General features: G+C 66.2%; 17 protein-coding genes. 10 read left to right on the top strand and 7 right to left on the bottom strand.

Annotation, left to right across the window (positions count from 1 at the left end; translation table 11 throughout):
• Window positions 1–38 precede the first annotated feature (38 nt).
• From asnB to map, 7 genes are all read right to left on the bottom strand, one after another.
• The gene (gene asnB / locus FHT09_RS14090; RefSeq protein ID WP_104606303.1) at window positions 39–1733 is read right to left on the bottom strand and encodes an asparagine synthase B; all 1695 of its coding nucleotides are present in this window, start codon (window positions 1731–1733) and stop codon (window positions 39–41) included.
• A gap of 294 nt (window positions 1734–2027) precedes the next feature.
• Window positions 2028–3161: a succinyl-diaminopimelate desuccinylase gene (dapE, locus tag FHT09_RS14085; RefSeq protein WP_104606304.1), complete on the bottom strand. Its 1134-nt coding sequence runs from the start codon at window positions 3159–3161 to the stop codon at window positions 2028–2030.
• Window positions 3162–3272: 111 nt separating this feature from the next.
• The gene (locus tag FHT09_RS14080; RefSeq protein WP_104538104.1) at window positions 3273–3629 is read right to left on the bottom strand and encodes an arsenate reductase; all 357 of its coding nucleotides are present in this window, start codon (window positions 3627–3629) and stop codon (window positions 3273–3275) included.
• A complete protein-coding gene (locus FHT09_RS14075) occupies window positions 3626–4069 on the bottom strand; it encodes a hypothetical protein (protein ID WP_258077222.1) in 444 nt (147 codons plus the stop codon). Before FHT09_RS14075 ends, FHT09_RS14080 begins: the two co-directional genes overlap by 4 nt.
• A gap of 26 nt (window positions 4070–4095) precedes the next feature.
• On the bottom strand, window positions 4096–5262 hold the full coding sequence (dapD, locus tag FHT09_RS14070) for a 2,3,4,5-tetrahydropyridine-2,6-dicarboxylate N-succinyltransferase (protein ID WP_104606306.1): 1167 nt from the start codon (window positions 5260–5262) through the stop codon (window positions 4096–4098).
• A 19-nt stretch (window positions 5263–5281) separates the two neighbouring features.
• Window positions 5282–7891, bottom strand: coding sequence for a [protein-PII] uridylyltransferase (locus FHT09_RS14065; RefSeq protein WP_104606307.1), 2610 nt, complete (start codon window positions 7889–7891; stop codon window positions 5282–5284).
• A complete protein-coding gene (map, locus tag FHT09_RS14060; RefSeq protein ID WP_104606308.1) occupies window positions 7888–8664 on the bottom strand; it encodes a type I methionyl aminopeptidase in 777 nt (258 codons plus the stop codon). Before map ends, FHT09_RS14065 begins: the two co-directional genes overlap by 4 nt.
• A 291-nt stretch (window positions 8665–8955) precedes the next feature.
• On the opposite strand from map, the gene FHT09_RS14055 reads away from it, so the two are divergent.
• The 10 genes from FHT09_RS14055 to pyrH all read left to right on the top strand — a co-directional run bounded on the left by FHT09_RS14055 (window position 8956) and on the right by pyrH (window position 19679).
• Window positions 8956–9507, top strand: a complete 552-nt coding sequence (locus FHT09_RS14055) for a spore coat U domain-containing protein (protein ID WP_181141331.1) — start codon at window positions 8956–8958, stop codon at window positions 9505–9507.
• Window positions 9508–9515: 8 nt separating this feature from the next.
• The gene (locus FHT09_RS14050; protein ID WP_104606309.1) at window positions 9516–10286 is read left to right on the top strand and encodes a molecular chaperone; all 771 of its coding nucleotides are present in this window, start codon (window positions 9516–9518) and stop codon (window positions 10284–10286) included.
• Between the two features lie 16 nt (window positions 10287–10302).
• The gene (locus FHT09_RS14045) at window positions 10303–12654 is read left to right on the top strand and encodes a fimbria/pilus outer membrane usher protein (protein WP_104606310.1); all 2352 of its coding nucleotides are present in this window, start codon (window positions 10303–10305) and stop codon (window positions 12652–12654) included.
• A complete protein-coding gene (locus tag FHT09_RS14040; protein ID WP_104606311.1) occupies window positions 12651–13685 on the top strand; it encodes a spore coat U domain-containing protein in 1035 nt (344 codons plus the stop codon). Before FHT09_RS14045 ends, FHT09_RS14040 begins: the two co-directional genes overlap by 4 nt.
• A gap of 48 nt (window positions 13686–13733) precedes the next feature.
• The gene (locus FHT09_RS14035; protein ID WP_104606312.1) at window positions 13734–14066 is read left to right on the top strand and encodes a hypothetical protein; all 333 of its coding nucleotides are present in this window, start codon (window positions 13734–13736) and stop codon (window positions 14064–14066) included.
• 2 nt (window positions 14067–14068) lie between these two features.
• On the top strand, window positions 14069–14776 hold the full coding sequence (locus FHT09_RS14030) for a fimbria/pilus periplasmic chaperone (RefSeq protein WP_104606313.1): 708 nt from the start codon (window positions 14069–14071) through the stop codon (window positions 14774–14776).
• A gap of 410 nt (window positions 14777–15186) precedes the next feature.
• Complete coding sequence (rpsB, locus tag FHT09_RS14025) at window positions 15187–16008, top strand: 30S ribosomal protein S2 (protein ID WP_026064294.1); 822 nt, start codon at window positions 15187–15189, stop codon at window positions 16006–16008.
• 167 nt (window positions 16009–16175) lie between these two features.
• The gene (gene tsf, locus FHT09_RS14020) at window positions 16176–17054 is read left to right on the top strand and encodes a translation elongation factor Ts (RefSeq protein WP_104538112.1); all 879 of its coding nucleotides are present in this window, start codon (window positions 16176–16178) and stop codon (window positions 17052–17054) included.
• A 272-nt stretch (window positions 17055–17326) separates the two neighbouring features.
• The gene (locus FHT09_RS14015) at window positions 17327–18850 is read left to right on the top strand and encodes a GGDEF domain-containing protein (protein ID WP_104606315.1); all 1524 of its coding nucleotides are present in this window, start codon (window positions 17327–17329) and stop codon (window positions 18848–18850) included.
• A gap of 106 nt (window positions 18851–18956) precedes the next feature.
• Window positions 18957–19679: a UMP kinase gene (gene pyrH, locus FHT09_RS14010; protein ID WP_024940374.1), complete on the top strand. Its 723-nt coding sequence runs from the start codon at window positions 18957–18959 to the stop codon at window positions 19677–19679.
• Window positions 19680–19740 lie beyond the last annotated feature (61 nt).

The following is a 19740-nucleotide window of genomic DNA, read 5'->3' as shown; positions in this document are numbered from 1 at the left end:
ATGCCGGCCGCTGGAGTTTCAACTTCGATGCAGCAGCGTTACGACGCCAACGCCTGTTCGTGCACGCCGGCAATCGCACGGCCGGACGGGTCGGCCATCGCGGCGAAGCTGGCATCCCAGGCGATCGCGGTCGGCGACGAACACGCGATCGACTTGCCGCCCGGCACCGTCTCCGCCGCCGCCTGGCTGGGGAAGAACTGCTCGAACAGCGTGCGATAGAAATACGCTTCCTTGGTCTGCGGCGGATTGACCGGAAAGCGTTTGGAGGCGGCAGCCAGCTCGCGGTCGCTCACATGTGCGGCGGCATGCGCCTTGAGTCCATCGATCCAGCCATAGCCCACGCCATCGCTGAACTGCTCTTTCTGCCGCCACAGGATCGATTCGGGCAGATACCCGGCAAACGCTTCGCGCAACACGCCCTTTTCCATCCGCGTGGCGCCGCTGCTGGTCTTGTCGATCATCTTGAAGCTGGCGTCCATGCGCATGGCCACGTCCAGGAATTCGCGGTCCAGGAACGGCACGCGCGGCTCCACGCCCCAGGCCATCATCGACTTGTTGGCGCGCAGGCAATCGTAGTTGTTGAGCGCATCCAGTTTGCGTACCAGTTCTTCGTGGAATTCGCGTGCGTTCGGTGCCTTGTGGAAATACAGATAGCCGCCGAAGATTTCGTCGCTGCCTTCACCCGACAACACCATTTTTACGCCCATCGCCTTGATGCGTCGTGCCAGCAGGAACATCGGCGTAGAGGCGCGGATGGTGGTGACGTCGTAGGTCTCGATATGACGGATGACCTCGGGCAGCGCATCCAGGCCTTCGTCGAAGCTGTACTCGAAACCATGATGCACGGTGCCCAGCGCGGCGGCAGCGACTTCGGCCGCGGCCAGATCCGGCGAGCCTTTCAAACCGATCGCGAACGAATGCAGGCGCGGCCACCACGCTTCGGTGGTGTCGTTCTCTTCGATGCGATGGCGTGCGTAGCGTGCGGCCACCGCGGCGACCAGCGACGAATCCAGCCCGCCGGACAGCAGCACGCCATACGGCACGTCGGTCATCAGCTGACGGTGCACCGCGCGCTCGAACGCCTCGCGCAATTCCTGCAGCTGCACCTGCACGCCTTCCACTTCGGCGTATTCGCGCCAGGCACGCTCGTAATAGCGACTCAGTGCACCGGTGGCGCTGTCGTACCAATGGCCAGGCGGGAACTGCGCCGCATCGGCGCAATCATCCACCAGCGACTTCAGTTCCGAGGCCACCCGCAGCCGGCCTTCGCGATCGTGGCCCCAGTACAGCGGCACCACGCCGATCGGGTCGCGCGCGATGATCACCCGCCCGGCGGCCTTGTCCCATAGCGCGAACGCGAAGATGCCGTTGAGGCGGTTGAGGTAGGAGGCCGGCGCATCCTCGCGATACAGCGCGTTGATCACCTCGCAATCGGAGCCGGTCTGGAAGGCGTACGGCTGCATCAGCTCCTGCTTGAGCTCGCGATGGTTGTAGATCTCGCCATTCACTGCGAGCGCAAGCTCGCCATCGTCGGACAACAACGGCTGCGAGCCGCCAGCCGGGTCGACGATGGCCAGGCGCTCGTGCACCAGGATCGCACCGGTATCGACATACACACCGCTCCAGTCCGGGCCGCGATGACGCTGCCGCTGCGAACATTCCAGCGCCTGTCGGCGCAATGCCTGCAGATCGTCACCGGGTTGCAGGCCGAAAATACCGAAGATGGAACACATGGAAACACTCCTGGATGAAACTGCGGGGGTTGGCGGCCGGTGGCAAGCGTGCTGCACGAGAATGACACCCATAAAAAAACCCGCATCGGCCGATGCGGGTTCTCTGATTCCTGGGCGTTTGGTTTTACTTCGCCTAGTCGCAGACCCGCATCGGCCGCGCACGATTGTTCGCGCGCAGATTGTTGCGGTTGGCGTTATTGCGGTTGGCGAGCTGGAAGACCATGTGAGCGACGCTAACCGTTCGTTTTCGATGGCGCAACTGTTTCAGCGGCAACGACGGCGACGCATGGTCCGTCAATCCACCAGCAGCCGCTCGATCAGGCCGCGATACAGCGCGGGCAAGGCTTGCAGATCGGCCACGCGCACATGCTCGTCGACCTGATGGATGCTGGCGTTGACCGGGCCGACTTCGATGCATTGCGCACCCAGCGGCGCGATGAAGCGCGCATCGGAGGTGCCGCCGCCAGTGCTTTCCTCCGGCGGCGCGCCGGCGAACTGGCCCAGCACCTCGCGTGCGACGCTGCGCAGGCGCCCTTCCGGGGTGTAGAACGGCTCGCCGCTGCGATGCCAGCGCAGCGCATAGTCCAGCCCGTGGCGATCCAGCAATGCGGTGATTTCCGCTTCCAGCCGCGGCGCATCCCACAGCGGGGTGTAGCGCAGATTGAAGGCCACCTGCAGCTCGCCCGGAATCACGTTATTGGCGCCGGTGCCGGCATGGATGTTCGACACCTGCAGGCTGGTCGGCGGAAAACTCTCGAAGCCCTCGTCCCACTGCCGCGCCACCAGCTCGGCCAGTGCCGGCGCGGCCAGATGGATCGGATTGCGCGCCTTGTGCGGATACGCCACGTGTCCCTGCACGCCCCTGACGATCAGCGTGCCGGACAGACTGCCGCGGCGGCCCACGCGCAGCAGGTCGCCCAGCCGTTCGGTGGACGACGGTTCGCCGGTGATGCACCAGTCGATCGCCTGCCCGCGCGCGCGAAACAGCTCGGCCACGCGCCGCACGCCATCGATGGCGTCGCCTTCTTCATCGGAAGTCAGCAACACCGCCAGCGTGCCGGCATGCTGCGGATGGGCGGCGACGAACCGTTCGGCGGCGATCGCGAAGGCGGCCACGCTGCCCTTCATGTCGGCCGTGCCGCGCCCGTACAGCACACCATCGCGGATCTGCGGATCGAACGGATCGCTGGTCCAGGCATCGCGCGGTCCCGGCGGCACCACATCGGTGTGGCCGAGCAGCACCAGCACCGGCGCACCGCTGCCGTGGGTGGCCCACAGATTGTCGACCTGGCCCAGGCGCAGGTGCTCGCAAGCAAATCCGGCAGCCTCCAGGCGTTGCGCAAGCAGCGCCTGGCAGCCGGCATCATCCGGTGTCACCGAGGCGCGTGCGATCAGCTCGCAGGTCAGTTGCAGTACGTCGCCGGTCATGTTCGTCCTTCCGATAAAAGATGCATCTGGACCGCGGGCATCAACGGGTCGCCTGCCTTCCACCGGTCCGCAACGCGCACGTCTGCGCGAACCGATGATGCGGTGGCGCCATCAGGCAATGTTGAAGCGTGCCTTGAACCCGTTGTCGGAGAAGCCCTGGCTGAGCGTACCGTCCTCTGTCACCACCACCGGGCGGCGAATCAATTGCGGGTACTCGCGCAGCAGCAACTTCCATTCCGCGTGCGAACCGGGCGTCTTCTTGTTGTCGGGCAGCTGGCGCCAGGTGGTCGAGGACTTGTTGATCAGGGCCTCGAACCCGCCGGCCTTGCCGGCCCAATCCACCAACGTCTCCGGCGCGGGCGTGTGCTCGCGGTAATCGACGAAGCTGTAGGCCACGCCGAAGCGGTCCAGCCACTTGGTCGCCTTCTTGCAGGTGTCGCAGTTCTTCAATCCATAGAGCGTGGTCATGTCGTCGCCTTCTCGACTCCGCGGCGCGCGCTTGCACGCGCCAACAGGGTGGTTACCAGTTGATCGTGTTCCTGCCCGTGTGCGGGCAGGAACACCACATCGGCGCGTGTGCCGTGGAATTTCAGCGCCATCCGCCGTGGCGGAACCAGCCATGCGGGATCGACCGAGCGCAGCTCGGCAAGATCCACCCGCTGCGATCGTCCTTGTTGCACGATCTCCAGCGCATCGCCCGCATCGCGGACCTGCGCCCACCGGCTGGACGCCCATGCCAGACGCAAGGTCATCAGCACCACCAGCACAGGCGCCAGCCAACGCAGGGCATCCAGCTGCTGCGGCACGCCGTCGCGCAGCAGCGAGCCGGCCACGTAGAGCGCCACCCATCCCAACCACATGGCCGGAATGCCCCAGCGGACCCAGCCACTGAGCGGACGCGACAGCATGGCACCCTGCGCAGGCTGCACTGTGCTCAATCGGCCAGACCGCGCAGCAGCTCGTTGACGCTGGTCTTGCTGCGGGTCCTGGCATCCACCTGTTTGACGATCACCGCGCAATACAGCGAATGCGAGCCATCTTTCGACGGCAGCTGGCCGGACACCACCACGCTGTAAGGCGGCACGTAGCCGTAGGAAATCTCGCCGGTGGCGCGATTGTAGATGCGCGTGCTCTGGCTGATGAACACGCCCATGCCGATCACGCTGTGGTGGCCGATGACCACGCCTTCGACCACTTCCGAACGCGCACCGATGAAGCAATGATCCTCGATGATGGTCGGGCTGGCCTGCAGCGGTTCGAGCACGCCGCCGATGCCGGCACCGCCGGACAGGTGGCAATGTGCGCCGATCTGCGCGCACGACCCCACCGTGGCCCAGGTATCGACCATGGTGCCTTCGCCCACATACGCGCCGATATTGGTGAAGCTCGGCATCAGCACCACGTCCTTGCCGAAATAGCTGCCGCGCCGCGCCACCGCACCCGGCACCACACGCACGCCGGCCTTGCGGAACTCGGCCTCGCCGAAGCCGGCAAAACGCGACTCCACCTTGTCCCAGAACGGTGCCGGCTGCGCGTCGATCACGGCCATTTCGTTGACGCGGAAATACAGCAGCACGGCCTTCTTCAACCACTCGTTGACGCTCCAGCCGCCCTGTCCGTCCGGCTCGGCGACGCGGAACTCGCCGCTCTCCAGGCCGTCGATGACGCGGGTGACGATGGCGCGGGTGGAGCCGTCGATCTCGTCGACGGTCAAGCTGGCGCGGCGCTCGAATGCGCTTTCGATGCCGAACTTGAGTTCGTCAGTACCCACCGGCGTTGCAGCGCCGCGCACGGCCTTTTCGGCGCTCGGCAGTTTCTTCGCGGCTGCAACCTTCTTGGCGGCCGGTGCGGACACCACGCTGGTCGGCTGCTTGGCCACGCGCGGGGCCGCACTGGTCGCCGACTTGGTCGCGCTTTTCCTGGTCACCTGCTTGGTAACGCTTTTGCTGGCGGCCACAGGCTTGCCAGCCGCCGCGGTGGCCTTGCGCTTGTCGACGGCCGGCGCCTGGGGCGCCTTGCCGCTTTTGCTCGTCGCGCGCTTGGGCGCTGCGTTGGTGGGGGTCGCGCCCTGCTTGCGCGCGGTCTTCTTGCTGATGGCCATGGGGGGTCTCCGAACGGACTTAAGTGGGATCGAGACAGGCGCACAGCGCATCGCGCAGCGCCTGCCGGGCGGATTCGGGCAACGGGCGGTCATGCTCGTCGGTGATCTGGAACTGGTCTTCGGCACGCTCGCCGAAGGTGGCGATGCGCGCATCGTGCACACGCAGGTGCTGCAGACGCAGCACATTGGCCACATCGGCCAGCAAGCCGGGGCGGTCGGGCGCCACCAGGCTGATGCGGGTACGGCGGCCACCGGCGCTTTCGCTGAACTCCACGCGCGGCGCAAAGCGGAAGTGGCGCAATTGGCGCGGCACCGCACGCCGCGAGGGCCGCACCTTGTGCAGGTCGCCGGCCAGCACCTGGCGCAAGGCCGCAGCCAGGCGCTGCGGGTCGCCATCGGCGGAGCTGTCCTGCGGCAGCACTTCGAACACGTCGAAGATCGCATCGTGCGGTGCATCCAGCACGCGGGCGCGATGGATGCCGTAGCCCTTGCGATCCAGCGTGGCGACGATCGCGGAGAACAGGCCATCGCGGTCGGGCGAATACACGAACACTTCCAGCGCGTCGTTGTCCGGCACCGCACGCCGCGCCTTGACCAGGGTCTGGCCGATCTGCACTTCGATCAGCGACACCGCCTGCCAGGCCAGCTGCTCGGGACGGAAGCGCAGGAAATTTTCATCCGGCATGCCGGCGAACTGACGGTCGATGGTGGCATCGTCGTGGCCTTGCGCCTGCATCAGCGCGCGCGCGGACTCGCGCGCTTCGCGCAGGCGCTCTTCGCGCGGCGGCGGATGCTCCAGGCCCTCGCGCAGCGCGCGCCGCGCGGCGAAGTACAGATCGGCCAGCAGCCGGTCCTTCCACGCATTCCACAACTTGGGACTGGTGCCAGCGATATCGGCGCAGGTCAGCAGATACAGGTAATCCAGACGTTCGCGCGTGCCGACCAGGGTGGCGAAACGGTGGATCACCTCCGGGTCGGAGATGTCCTGCTTCTGCGCGGTCACCGACATGCGCAGATGCTGTTCGACCAGCCAGGCCACCAGCGCGGTATCGCCCTCGCTGAGCCGATGCGCCTGGCAGAACGCGCGCGCATCCACCGCGCCCAGCTCGGAATGATCGCCGCCACGGCCCTTGGCGATGTCGTGGAACAGGCCGGCCAGCAGCAGCAATTCCGGCTTGCGCAGGCGCGGCCAGACTTCATGGGTGATCGAAAAACGCTCGTCGGCGCGACCGGCGGCAAACAACGCGATGTTCCGCAGCACCATCAGGGTGTGCTGGTCCACCGTGTAGACATGGAACAGGTCGAACTGCATGCGCCCGGACACGCTGGCAAATGCCGGAATCCACTGGCCGAGCACGCCCAGGCGCGCCATGCGGTTGAGCGACTCCACCGCCCGCGGGCCGCGCAGCAGCGCCATGAAGCTGTCGCGCGCGGTCGCATCGGCCACGTCGTAGGCCGGCAACTCGCGCAGCACCTCGGCCAGCGCGCGGGCAGTCAGCGAGTGCAGTCCACGCACCTCGCGATGCGCCGCCCATTGCGCAAACAGCGCAAAGACCTGCAGCACATCGCCGCCCGGCCAGTCCTCTGCATCCGCGGCCAGGTAGCCGCGGCGCAGACTGAAGCCCCCGCCGAGCGACTCCGGCACCGCCTCGCCGTCGAATTGCTCTTCGAAGCGCTGCAGCAAGCGGTCGCTGATGCGACGGATCAACGCAGCACTGCGATAGAAGCGCTGCATCATCTTTTCCACGCCCAGACTTTCCGGGTCGTCGGCAAAGCCCAGCCGCTCGGCAAGGGTCTTCTGATAATCGAATCCCAAGCGCTCTTCCGGCCGGTTGGCGACCATGTGCAAGCCAAACCGCAGCCGTGCCAGCTCCTCGCGTTCGCGCCTCAGCGCTGCGGCCTCGTCGAAACCGACATGACCGAGTCCGACCAGCGCCTCCAGATCCTTGACACCGAACGCGCGCAGCGCCATCCAGCCCAGCGTCTGCAGATCGCGCAGACCACCGGGGCCGTCCTTGATGTCCGGCTCGAGATTGTCGGCGGTATCGCCGAAGCGCTGATGCCGCGCCAGCAGCTCTTCGCGCTTGGCCTGGAAGAACTCGCGCGCCGGCCACACCTGTTGCGGCGAAATCGCTGCCGCCAGGGCGGCACGCGCCTGACCGCCAGCCACCAGCGGCCGCGATTCGATCAAGGCCGTCAACACCGTCTGATCGGCGGCCGCGGCGGTGCATTGCGCCGGCGAGCGCACCGCGTGACTGATCGGCAGGCCCACATCCCACAACAAGGCGAACAGCCGCGCCAGGGCCTGCTCGTGCTGTTGCTGCACGCCGGTCTCGCCCAGCACCAGCACATCCACATCCGAGCGCGGGAACAGCTCGCCGCGCCCATAGCCTCCCACGGCATGCAACGACAGTCCGGCATCGGCCGGGATGCAGCGCGTCCACGCATTGCGCATCAATTGATCGACCGCGCGGGCACGCAAAGCCACCAGGCGTTCGATCGGCTCGCCCTGGTCGAAGCGCTTGCACAGCCGCATGTCGGCATGCACCAGCAGCGGGCGCGCTTGCGCGGCCCACTCGGCATCGCCGGCGACACCCGGGTCGGGTCGGTCCGCCGGCGTGGCCGTCATACCGGAGCGGGAGCGTTCGGCGACAGCGTCAGCACATCCACGCCGTCTTCGGTCACCGCGACCATGTGTTCCCACTGCGCGGACAACTTGCGGTCCTTGGTCACCACGGTCCAGCCGTCCGGCAGGGTCTTATGGTGGTAGGTGCCTTCGTTGATCATCGGCTCGATGGTGAAGGTCATGCCGGGCTTGAGCACCAACCCTTCGCCGGGACGGCCGTAATGCATCACCTGCGGCTCGTCGTGGTAGACCTTGCCGATGCCGTGGCCGCAATAGTCGCGCACCACGCTGAAGCGCTCGGCTTCGGCAAACTTCTGAATCGCGTGACCGACATCGCCCAGCGTTGCCCCCGGCTTGACTGCACGAATGCCGCGCCACATCGCCTCATAGGTGGTATCGACCAGGCGTCTGGCCATCACCGAGGGCGTGCCGACGTAATACATGCGGCTGGTGTCGCCATGCCAGCCATCCTTGATGACGGTGACATCGATATTGACGATGTCGCCGTCCTTCAGCACCTTGGCCGCGCTCGGGATGCCGTGACAGATCACGTTGTTGACCGAGGTGCACACGCTTTTGGGAAAGCCCCGGTAGCCGACGTTGGCGGGAATGGTGCCCTGCACGTTGACGATGTGGTCGTGGCAGATGCGGTCCAGCTCGGCCGTGGTCACGCCCGCTTGCACATACGGAGCCACGACATCGAGCACCTCGGCGGCCAGGCGGCCGGCGACGCGCATCAGTTCGATTTCTTCTTTGGTTTTCAGATTGACGCTCATGGCAGCGATTATCGCCGATTCGGGCTGAATCTGAACGACCCGCATGGGCATTTTCATGCTGAAGGCGGTAGACCGGTGGAAACGGACGGGGCAGCAGAAAACTGGCAGCACCGCGTATTCATGTGTGACGCACTACCGCGCGCGTCAAAAAATACGCAATCGGAGTCATCCGGAAGACATCGCAATTTCACGAAAACTTTTAGGTTAAACAGTGAGATAGACGAATTATTCAGGGTAATCTTTGGCACAGCTGATGCATTGCAGGGAAGGCGACAAGCCGTCGCGTCACTAATGACCAGACTGGTCAAGGAAATGTCCATGCGTACTGTCCGTCCTGTCCTGCTGTCCCTCGGCCTGCTCTCGACCATTGGCGCCGCCACTGCAGCAGACACCACAACGTTCAACGTCAAGATCGCCGTCACCAAGGCCTGCACCATCACCGCCGCCTCTGCGACGGACGTCGACTTCGGCTCGGTGTTGTCCACCTCGACCACAAATGCGGACGCCAACGGCAGCGTGACCGCGCAGTGCACCGCGCTAACCCCGTACAACATTGCATTGAGCGCGGGCAGCAATGCCGGCACCGCCAACGATGTCACCACCCGCCGCATGAAGAACACCGATGCGTTGGTCACCACCAACAACTTCATCGCCTACCAGCTGTACCAGGATCTGGGCCGCAGCACGGTATGGGGCAGCACCACCGGCACCAACACGCTGAGCCGCACCGCCACCGGCATCAACCAGGTCTATCCGGTCTACGGCCGCGTGACCAACCCGTCGGCCAACAACCCCTCCACCGGTGCCTACCAAGACACCATCACCGCCACGATCGTCTACTGAGCGCACGCATGCCCTTGCACCACCGCCTGTCGTCCCGGATGCCGGCCTGGCTGGTCACGGCCGGCTTGAGCCTGACGCTGGCGCTTGGCAGCGGCGCGCCGTTGCGGACGGCCCATGCGGCCAGCCTGCAGCTGGCACCGACGTCGCTGACGCTGAGCGCGCAGCAATCCGCCGACGGGCTCTGGCTGAGCAACAGCGGCAGCGCGCCGGTGCAGGTGCAGACGCGCGCCTATCGCTGGACCCAGCGTGACGGCAAGGATCAGCTCGACCCGACCCAGGAACTGCTGGTCAGCCCGCCGATGCGCACGCTGGCAGCCGGCGAGCGCCAGCTGATTCGGGTGATTCGCGCCGGCCCCGCGCCGGCCAGCGAGGAGGCCTGCTACCGCATCATCGTCGACGAGTTGCCCGACGCCGATGCGGATCGCAAGGGCATGCAGTTCGTGCTGCGCTACTCGGTGCCGATCTTCCTGCTGCCGCCAGGCAAGACCGACCCCACGCCGACCTTGAGCACGCAGGTAATTGCCGGCAGCGACGGCAATGCGCAGGTGCAGATCAGCAACACCGGCAAAGGGCATGCCCAGGTCGCCGACCTGCAGCATCGGGTCGATGGCACGACCATGACCGCGTTGAACGGGCTGGTGGGCTATGTCCTGCCCGGCCAGACCATGCGCTGGTCGCTGGGCGCGCCGCTGGCCCAGTTCGGCCGCGGCACCATCATCGCAAGGATCAATGGTGAGGCGGACGAACGCACTCTGTTGGCCGCGCCCGCAGCGCCGTGATGCGGGCAGGCTGGCGATGACGCTGCTTGCGACCGCCACCTGCCTGGCACATGCCGCCACCGGTGATCTGGCCGATATGGCGCCACTGCCCGATCAGGCGCCGCAAAGCGCTGCGGCCCTGCCGCAGACGCTGTACCTGGATGTCACCCTCAACCAGGCCGACCGTGGCCTGGCGCCGTTCGAACTGGTGGACGGCCACCTGCGCGGCTCGGTCGACACGCTGCGCAAGCTGGGTTTCATCCTGGCCGATCGCGCCTCCGGCGAGCTGGTCGACCTGGATCGCCTGCCCGACGTGGAGGTGCGCTACGACGCTGCGCTGCAACGGCTTGCATTGCAGGTGCCGCTGGCCCAGCTGTCGCTCTCCACCACGGTACTGAAGGCCGAACAGGTTGCACCGCCCAGCGCCACCGCCTCGCCGGGCATGCTGCTCAATTACGACTTCTACGCCACCCGCAATAACGGGGGCAGCAGCGCATCGCTGGCGACCGAAGTGCGCGGCTTCGGCATCGGCCGCGGCATGATCGACACCACTGCGGTGTTTGTCGCCTACGACCGCCCGCAGGACCCGCACTGGCGCAGCGAAGCGGTGCGCCTTGACAGCGCCTGGCAGATGGATTTCCCCGACAGCGCGACCAGCCTGACGGTCGGCGATTTCTACAGCGGCTTTGTCGACTGGAGCCGCTCGATCCGCCTGGGCGGGATACAGATCGGCCGCAATTACGCCTTGCAGCCGTACCGCGTGCTTACCCCCACGCCAAGCTTCCTGGGCGAGGCGGTGGTGCCGTCGACCGTGGAGCTCTATGTCGATGGCCTGCGCCAGTACAGCGGCCAGGTGCCGGCCGGCCCGTTCCAGCTGGCCGCGCAACCCGGCATCAGCGGTACCGGACAGGCGCAGATCGTGGTGACCGATGCCTTTGGCCAGGTGCGCCGGCTGGACTTCGCGTTCTATGGCACGCCGCAGTTGCTGGCCCGCGGCATTTCCGATTGGTCGGCCGGCATCGGCCATCTGCGCAAGGACTACGGCGTGCGCTCGTTTTCCTATGAGTCGCGCACGGTTGCCAGCGCCACGCTGCGCAAGGGCCTGCGCGATGACTTCACCATCGAGGCGCATGCCGAGGCCGGCGGCGGCGTGGTCAATGCCGGTGCCGGCGGGGTGTGGCTGCTCGGCGCGGGCGGCGTGGTCAACGCGGCCTACGCGCATAGCCGGATGGATGCGCTGCGCGGCGGCCAGTACGTGCTGGGCTATGCCTGGAACAACCGTCGCTTCAACTTCAACATCGGCACCCAGCGCACCCACGGCGATTATCGCGACCTGGGCGCGTTGCAGGGCGCGTTGCCGGCACGCATCAGCGACCGCGCGGTGTTCGGCGTCAACGTCAATCCGATCGGCTCGCTGGGCACCAGCTATGTGCGGCTGAGCTACCCGCAAGGCGACACCTCGCGTTACGCGAGCGTGTTCTGGTCGCGCAGTTTCGGGCGCAACTGGGCGGCCAACCTGTCGGGGAACCAGAACCTGGACGTGCGCGGCGACCGCAGCCTGTACCTGTCGCTATCGACCACGTTCGGCGAGTTGCGCCAGGCCAGCGCCTCGATGCAGCGCAACGGCAACCGCACCGGGTTGGTGGCCGATCTCAGCCAGCCGCTGCCAGGCGACGGCGATCTGGACGGGATCGGATGGCGCCTGCAGGGACGTGCCGGCGACGATGCCAACGGCGGCCTTGCCGAACTGGGGTGGTTGAACCGCACCGGCCGCTACAACCTCGGCGTCGCCAACCAGGATGGCGCCAACTTCAGCTATGCCAGTGCCAGCGGCAGCCTGGTGTGGATGGACGGCCGCGCCTTTGCCGCGCGCGACATCCAGGATGCCTTTGCGGTGGTCTCCACCGACGGCCAGCCCGGCATTCCGGTGCGGCTGGAGAATCGCCTGATCGGCGTCACCGATGCGCACGGGATGCTGCTGGTCACCCCACTGCAGTCGTGGCAGCGCAACCAGCTGTCCATCGACACCCTGGACCTGCCGGCGGACCTGCGCGTGGACCGCGTCGATGCCGCCGTGACACCGCGCCAGCAGTCCGGGGTGGCGGTGCGCTTCGGCATCACCCGGGTGCGCGCGGCCATGATCGTGCTGCACGATGCCCAGGGCGTGCCGTTGCCGGTCGGCAGCGTGGTGCAACGCGAAGGCGACGCCGAACACGTGGTGGTCGGCTATGACGGCGAGACCTATCTGGACAACCTGCAGGGCGACAACCATCTCCTGGTCGAGCTCCCCACTGGCCGCTGCAGCGCACGCTTCACCTATCCGGCCACCCCCGGCGGCATTCCGCGGATCGGCCCGCTGCCCTGCGTCCTCGAGCAGACCCCCCCATGAGCCTGCCCACACTCGGGCGCCTGTTCTTTGCGCTGGCGATCGCCACGCTGTGGCTGGCGCCCAGCCAGAATGCGCGCGCGGACACCACCTGCAGCGTCACCCTCGGCACCCCGCTGGCATTCGGCAACGTGGCGGCCAATGGCACCACCGATGCGGTGGCAACGCTCAACGTCTCCTGCGCAACCGCCGCGCTCAGCGTGCTGGGCTATGCCCAGGTGAGTCTTTGCCTGGACCTCGGGCCGGGCAGCGCCAGCAACGGGCTGTATGCGCCACGCCGCATGCTCAACCCGACCAACGACAGCCTGGACTTCCAGATCTACAGCGAGGCCACGCGTACCCAGGTCTGGGGCGCCACCGGGTCGACCACGCCCTCGCCGCGCGTGCTGACACTGTCCTACGGCGTTCCGGTGGTCACAGGCGGCTCGCAGACCGCCACCATCACCGTCTACGGGCGCATTCCGGCCAACCAGATCCTGTCGGTCGGCAACCACACCAGCAGTTTCGGCGGTGCCGATACCGTGCTGCGCTACTCCTACAACGAGAGCATCATCGGTGTTCCGCAGGCGCCGAGCAGCTGCACGGCCGGCGGCAGCGGCGCCAAGACCGCCAGCAACGCCTTCCCCTTCACTGCCTCTGCCAACGTGCCGGCACGCTGCAATACCTACGTCACCACCGACCTGGATTTCGGCAGCATCGCCGGCACCATCGATACCGCCATCGACCGCACCTCCACCATCAGCCTGTCGTGCACCAACCGCACCGCCTGGAATATCGGGCTGGGCGAAGGCATCAATGCCACCGGCGACATCCGGCGCATGCGCCATGCGAGCAGTGCCAACTACATCGCCTACGAGCTGTATCGGGACGCCGGCCGCAGCAATCGCTGGGGCACCAGCATCGGCGTCGATACGCTCAGCGGTACCGGCAACGGCGTCGCGCAGACCGTGACCGTCTATGGCCGCGCGCCGGCACCGCAGCTCCCCATTGCGGGCGCCTACAACGACACGGTGACCGTCTCCATCACTTACTGACAGTTAATAAAGTTCGTATCGGGGGCGTCGCTATCTGTTACGTCTCCAATGCAAACGATTGTCTTCATGACGCAGGTCACCTTACTGAAGCGCCTGACGCTGGTCGCCCTCGTCTGTATCGCGAACTCTACCGCGGCCAACGCGGCCACTGCGGGCGGCCCGGAAAACTTCACCCTGCATATCGGATTGCGCCTGCTCAGCGGCTGCGAGCTGCGCACGGCGCCGCCGCGCGCCAGCTGCTCCAGAGGCACGCCGATCGCAATCGCCACGCCAGCCAGCAGCGCCGAAGCCTCTATCGTCACCAGCACCGGGCAGGATGCCAGCGCACTTGCCGGGCCTGCGCCTGCCGGTACCGCGCGCATCACCACGATCGCGTTCTGACCATGGCCATCCCACGCCCCTGTTGCGGCCTGCTGGCGCTGGCGCTGGCCGGCCTGGCCATCGCCGGCAGCGCCGTTGGCGCCGAGATCGCCATCGCACCGACCACCGCACGCATTCCCGCCGACAGCGACCAGGCGGCCGTCTGGCTCTACAACCAGGCGGCGCTGCCGTGGCGTGCCGAAGCCAAACTGTACCGCTGGCGCCAGGACGGCGACCGCGAGCTGCTCGAACCGGCCACCGCCGCCACCGTCAGCCCGGCGCAATTCGAAATTCCGGCGCAAGGCCGGCAGCTGCTGCGGGTGATTCGCCTGGGCCCCAGCCCGGCGCAGACCGAAGACAGCTACCGGTTGGTGGTGACCCAGCATGCCGCCGGCAGCGACGCCGAATTGCTGCGGTATTCCACCCCGGTCTTCGCCCTGCCCAGCCAGCCCGGCGACCCGCGCCCGCTGCTGCAGGCCAGCCTGTCCGGCCAGGGCAGCGGCCGCACACTGCAGATCCACAACGCCGGGCTCAGCCATGCCAGGCTGGCCGATCTGGCCTATATCGATGCCGGCGGCAGCCGCCGCAGCATCCGCGACGACCTTGCCGGTTACGTGCTGCCCGGCCAGACCCGTCAATGGCCGCTGCCCACCGACTTGCCCGCAGGCAATGGCCGCTTCGTGGCGCGCATCAACAGCGACATCGAAAGCACGCTGGCTCTGCAGCCGTGAATGGGGAATGGGGAATGGGGAATCGGTAAGGCGCATGGCGGCAGCTGATCGTTCGTGGGCTTGTGGACGCCCGCGCACCTAAGCTCGTGCGATTCCCGATTCCCGATTCCCGATTCCCGATTCCCGATTCCCGATTGCATGCACTCGCTCCGCCGGCTATACTCCGCCGGCTGTTTTGCGTATCCCACGCATTGCGTCGTTCACGTCGGACGTCATCGACGAATTCACACCTGCCGCCGCCATCCGTGCCGGGGTGCCCCCGCAAGGGGTTCGTCACGGAGGCGACAGGGAAGCCCAACCCCGGAATTACGTGCGTTTGACTGCGAGTCCCTCGCAAGAACCCGCACATCCATGTGCGGACTTTCAAAGACAAGCCGCGCACGGCAATTCCGCTATCAGGAGTTTCTTCAATGCCCCAAGTCACCATGCGTCAGATGCTGGAAGCCGGCGTCCATTTCGGCCACCAGACCCGCTACTGGAACCCCAAGATGGCGCCGTACATCTTCGGCGCGCGCGGCAAGATCCACATCATCAACCTCGAGAAGACCGTTCCGCTCTTCAATGACGCGATGAACTTCCTCTCCTCGATCGCGCAGAAGCGCGGCACCGTGCTGTTCCTGGGCACCAAGCGCAGCGCGCGCGAGTCCATCAAGGAAGAAGCCGAGCGTTGCGGCATGCCGTTCATGACCCAGCGCTGGCTGGGCGGCACGCTGACCAACTTCCGTACCGTCAAGCAGTCGGTCGCCCGCCTGAAGGAACTGGAGTCGGCCGAGACCGACGGCACCTTCGACAAGCTGGTCAAGCACGAAGTGCTGGGCCTGCGCCGCGAGCGCGAGAAGCTGGACGCTTCGCTGGGCGGCATCAAGGAAATGAACCGTCTGCCTGACGCGATCTTCGTGATCGACATCGGCCATGAAGACATCGCCATCAAGGAAGCCAAGAAGCTCGGCATTCCGGTGATCGCGGTGGTCGACACCAACTACGATCCGGCCCTGGTCGACTACGCCATCCCGGGCAACGACGACGCCATCCGTGCCGTGCAGCTGTATGCACGCGCCGCTGCCGACGCCGTGCTGGAAGGCAAGGCTGCTGCGCCGAACTCCGCTTCGGTTCGCGAAGAAGAGTTCTCCGCCGAGTCCGCCGACGAAGGCAAGGGCCGTCGCGCTCCGGCCAAGAAGGGCGACAAGAAGGCTGACGCACCGGCCGACGCCGCCGCTCCGGCTGCCGAGTAATCGGCCTGCAATGCGGCCGCACCATGCTGTGCGGCCGCAGCCCCGACGGGTCCACTGCGCCCCGTCGCCGAGGCCACTGAACATTTCTACGGGGGCGGCCGGCATGGCTGCGCCGTCTCCTACTGGCGGAACTCCGCCGCACGCATTCGTCCATATGAGGTAATTCCATGGAAATCACTGCTTCCCTGGTCAAGGAACTGCGCGAGCGCACCGGCGCCGGCATGATGGAGTGCAAGAAGGCACTCGTCGAAAACGCAGGCGACATCGACGCCGCTGCCGAATGGCTGCGCAAGTCGGGCCTGGCCAAGGCCGACAAGAAGGCTGACCGCGTTGCCGCCGAAGGCCGCATCGCCACCGCACAGGCCGGCGGCAAGGCCGTGCTGGTCGAAGTCAACTCCGAGACCGACTTCGTCGCCAAGGACGAGAACTTCCTGGCCTTCACCGAGACCGTGGCCACCGCCGCACTGAACTCGGACGCAGCCGATGCCGAAGCGCTCAAGAGCGTCAAGCTCGACAGCGGCGAAACCATCGAAGAGCGTCGCGCAGCGGTCATCGCCAAGGTCGGCGAGAACCTGCAGGTGCGTCGCCTGGTTCGCATCGACAGCGCCAACAACGTTGCGGCCTACGTGCACGGCGGTCGCATCGGCGTGCTGGTCGAGCTGAAGGGTGGCGACATCGAACTGGCCCGTGGCATCGCCATGCACATTGCCGCGATGAACCCGCCGCACGTCAAGGCCTCCGATGTTCCCGCCGAGTTCGTCGCCAAGGAAAAGGAAATCGAACTGGCCAAGATGTCCGAGAAGGACAAGGCCAAGCCGGCCGATATCCTGGAAAAGATCATCAGCGGCAAGATCAGCAAGATCGTCAACGAAGTGACGCTGTATGGCCAGCCGTACGTGCTGAACACCGACCAGACCGTCGAGCAGGCCGTCAAGGCCGCCGGTGCGGACGTGGTCGGTTTCCAGCGCCTTGCCGTTGGCGAAGGCATCGAGAAGGTGGTGGAAGACTACGCCGCCGAAGTGATGAAGCAGGCCGGACTGGCCTGATCCTCGCCACTGCACAGAAGAAGCCGCGGCCTGCCGCGGCTTTTTTTTGCCCGCAGCTGCCCCCTTTCCGCTCCCGAAACTGAAGCGAACGCATCCGCCGGGCACACAACCGGCCTCAACTCTACAGATGTCGTTGCCGCTGCCGCTAAACCTTGATGCCGACCAAGCTTTCGCGTCCATCACGCACGCGCTGCAGCGCGGCGATGGCGGAGCATGGCGTGCCCCATTAACGAGCGCGGCGGTATGCTTGCGCTCACCGCCGGCGATGACCCATGCAACCAGATCTACAGGCCGCCCTGCATTACTGCCGCAACCTGCCCTCGCCTCCCGGCGTCGCGCTGCGCGTCATCGAGCTGGCGCAGGACCCCGACGTGGACATGACCACCACGGCCAACGTCATCGGCATGGACATGGCATTGAGCGCGCGCATGCTGCGCGTTGCCAATTCGCCGTTGTACGCCAGCCGCCGCCGCATCGACAACCTTGGCCAGGCGCTGGCCATGCTCGGCCTCAATGCGACCCTGAGTCTGGCGCTGGGGTTTTCGATGGTACACGGCGTGCGCAGCACGTTCACCGCACATCCGCTGCACGAGCGCATCTGGCGCCGGGCCGGCCTGTGTGCGCTGGCCAGTCGCATCCTCGGGCAGGCCTACGGCATCCGCAAACCCGAAGAACTCATGCTGGCCGGCCTGTTGCAGGACATCGGCAAGCTTGCCCTGCTGCAGGGCGTGCCCCAACTGTATGCGCCGCTCCTGGAACAAGCACCCGACAACACCGCGCTGCTGGATGCCGAACGCGCGCATCTGGGCGCCACCCATGCCGAGGTCGGCGCATGGCTCGCGCATCACTGGCAATTGCCGCCGTACCTGCAGAACGCCATCGCGCAAAGCGAGGAGGAGCTGACCAGCCTGGAGCCCTTCATGGCCTGTGTCGCGCTGTCCGGACGCCTGGCAGACATCTGGCTGTCGGCCAGCGCCGTGGCCGCCACCGAACGCGCGCAGCGACAGGCGCAGGACGTGCTGGAACTGGATGCCGAACGCTTCGAAAAAGTGATCGAACGCATCGCCGAGTCGCTGCCCGAACTGGAGGCCCTGTTCGACATCCGCGTGCCGCAACCCGAGCACATCCAGATGATCTTCGAGCAGGCGCGCGAATTGGCGATGCTGCGCAGCCTGCGCGAATTGCAGGATGTGGCCGAAGCGCGCAGGCATGCCGACGAATCGGAAAACCGCATGCGCCACCTGGCCGAACAGGCCAGCCGCGATGCGTTGACCGGCGTGTTCAATCGCCATCAGCTGGGCACTGCGCTCGCGCATGAGTTCGAGCTGGCATCGCGGCAGAACTGGCCACTGTCGATCGCCTTCATCGACCTGGACGACTTCAAGCGCGTCAACGATGCGTATGGCCATCTGGTCGGCGACGAGGTGCTACGCAATTTTGCGCAGACGCTGCAACGCATGGTGCGCACCAGCGACCTGGTCGCCCGCTATGGCGGCGAGGAATTCCTGGTGATCCTGCCAAATACCGCGGCAGAGGCGGCATTGATGGTGGTCGAGCGCATCCTGGCCGAAACCGCGCGCACGCCGATGGCGCAACTACAGGGCGGCCCGTTGCACATCACCTTCTCGGCAGGACTGGCCACCCACGGCGGTGGCGACCGGCAGTTCGACAGCATCGAGCATCTGCTGCAGGCCGCCGACAGCACGCTGTATCGCTCCAAACATCGCGGCCGCAACCGCGTCACCGCCTACGATGCGACCGATGTGCCGACGCCGCAGCCTCCGCGCGCGCACTGAGCAACGCGTCACGTCGTCCCCGATACCGAATTTTTACCACGCCCGGTGACAGGCTTCCGCTAGACTTGCCGGCGTTTGCCGATCCCCCCACACCGAGGTTTTTCCCATGTCCGAACTTGCCTATCGCCGCATTCTTCTCAAACTTTCCGGGGAGGCGCTGATGGGAGACGGGGATTACGGCATCGATCCCAAGGTCATCAATCGCCTGGCCCACGAAGTGATCGAGGCCCAACAGGCCGGCGCGCAGGTCGCGCTGGTGATCGGCGGCGGCAACATCTTCCGCGGCGCCGGCCTGGCCGCCAGCGGCATGGACCGCGTCACCGGCGACCACATGGGCATGCTGGCCACCGTGATCAATGCGCTGGCGATGCAGGACGCGCTGGAAAAGCTCGGCGCCAAGGTCCGCGTGATGAGCGCGATCAAGATCAACGATGTCTGCGAGGACTTCATCCGCCGTCGCGCGATCCGTCATCTGGAGAAGGGCCGCATCGCGATCTTCGCCGCCGGCACCGGCAATCCGTTCTTCACCACCGACTCGGGTGCGGCGCTGCGCGCGATCGAGATCGGCGCCGACCTGCTGCTCAAGGCAACCAAGGTCGACGGCGTGTACGACAAGGACCCGAAGAAGCACTCCGATGCGGTGCGTTACGACAGCCTGACCTACGACCAGGTCATCCTGCAGGGCCTGGAAGTGATGGACACCGCCGCCTTCGCCCTGGCGCGCGACAGCGACCTGCCGCTGCGCATCTTCGGCATGAGCGAGCCCGGCGTATTGCTGCGTATCCTGCATGGCGAGCAGATCGGCACGTTGGTGCAGGGCCGGAGCTGAGGGCGGGAATCGGGAATCGGGATTGGGGATTCGTTAAAGCGCAGTGCTGGCGCCTGCGTTG

It is taken from the genome of Xanthomonas sp. CFBP 8152 (assembly GCF_014199025.1).
GTDB classification, from domain to species: Bacteria; Pseudomonadota; Gammaproteobacteria; order Xanthomonadales; family Xanthomonadaceae; genus Xanthomonas; species Xanthomonas arboricola_B.
The sequence above is the reverse complement of the archived record's forward strand: the minus strand, read 5'-3'. Positions and strand labels throughout refer to the sequence as shown.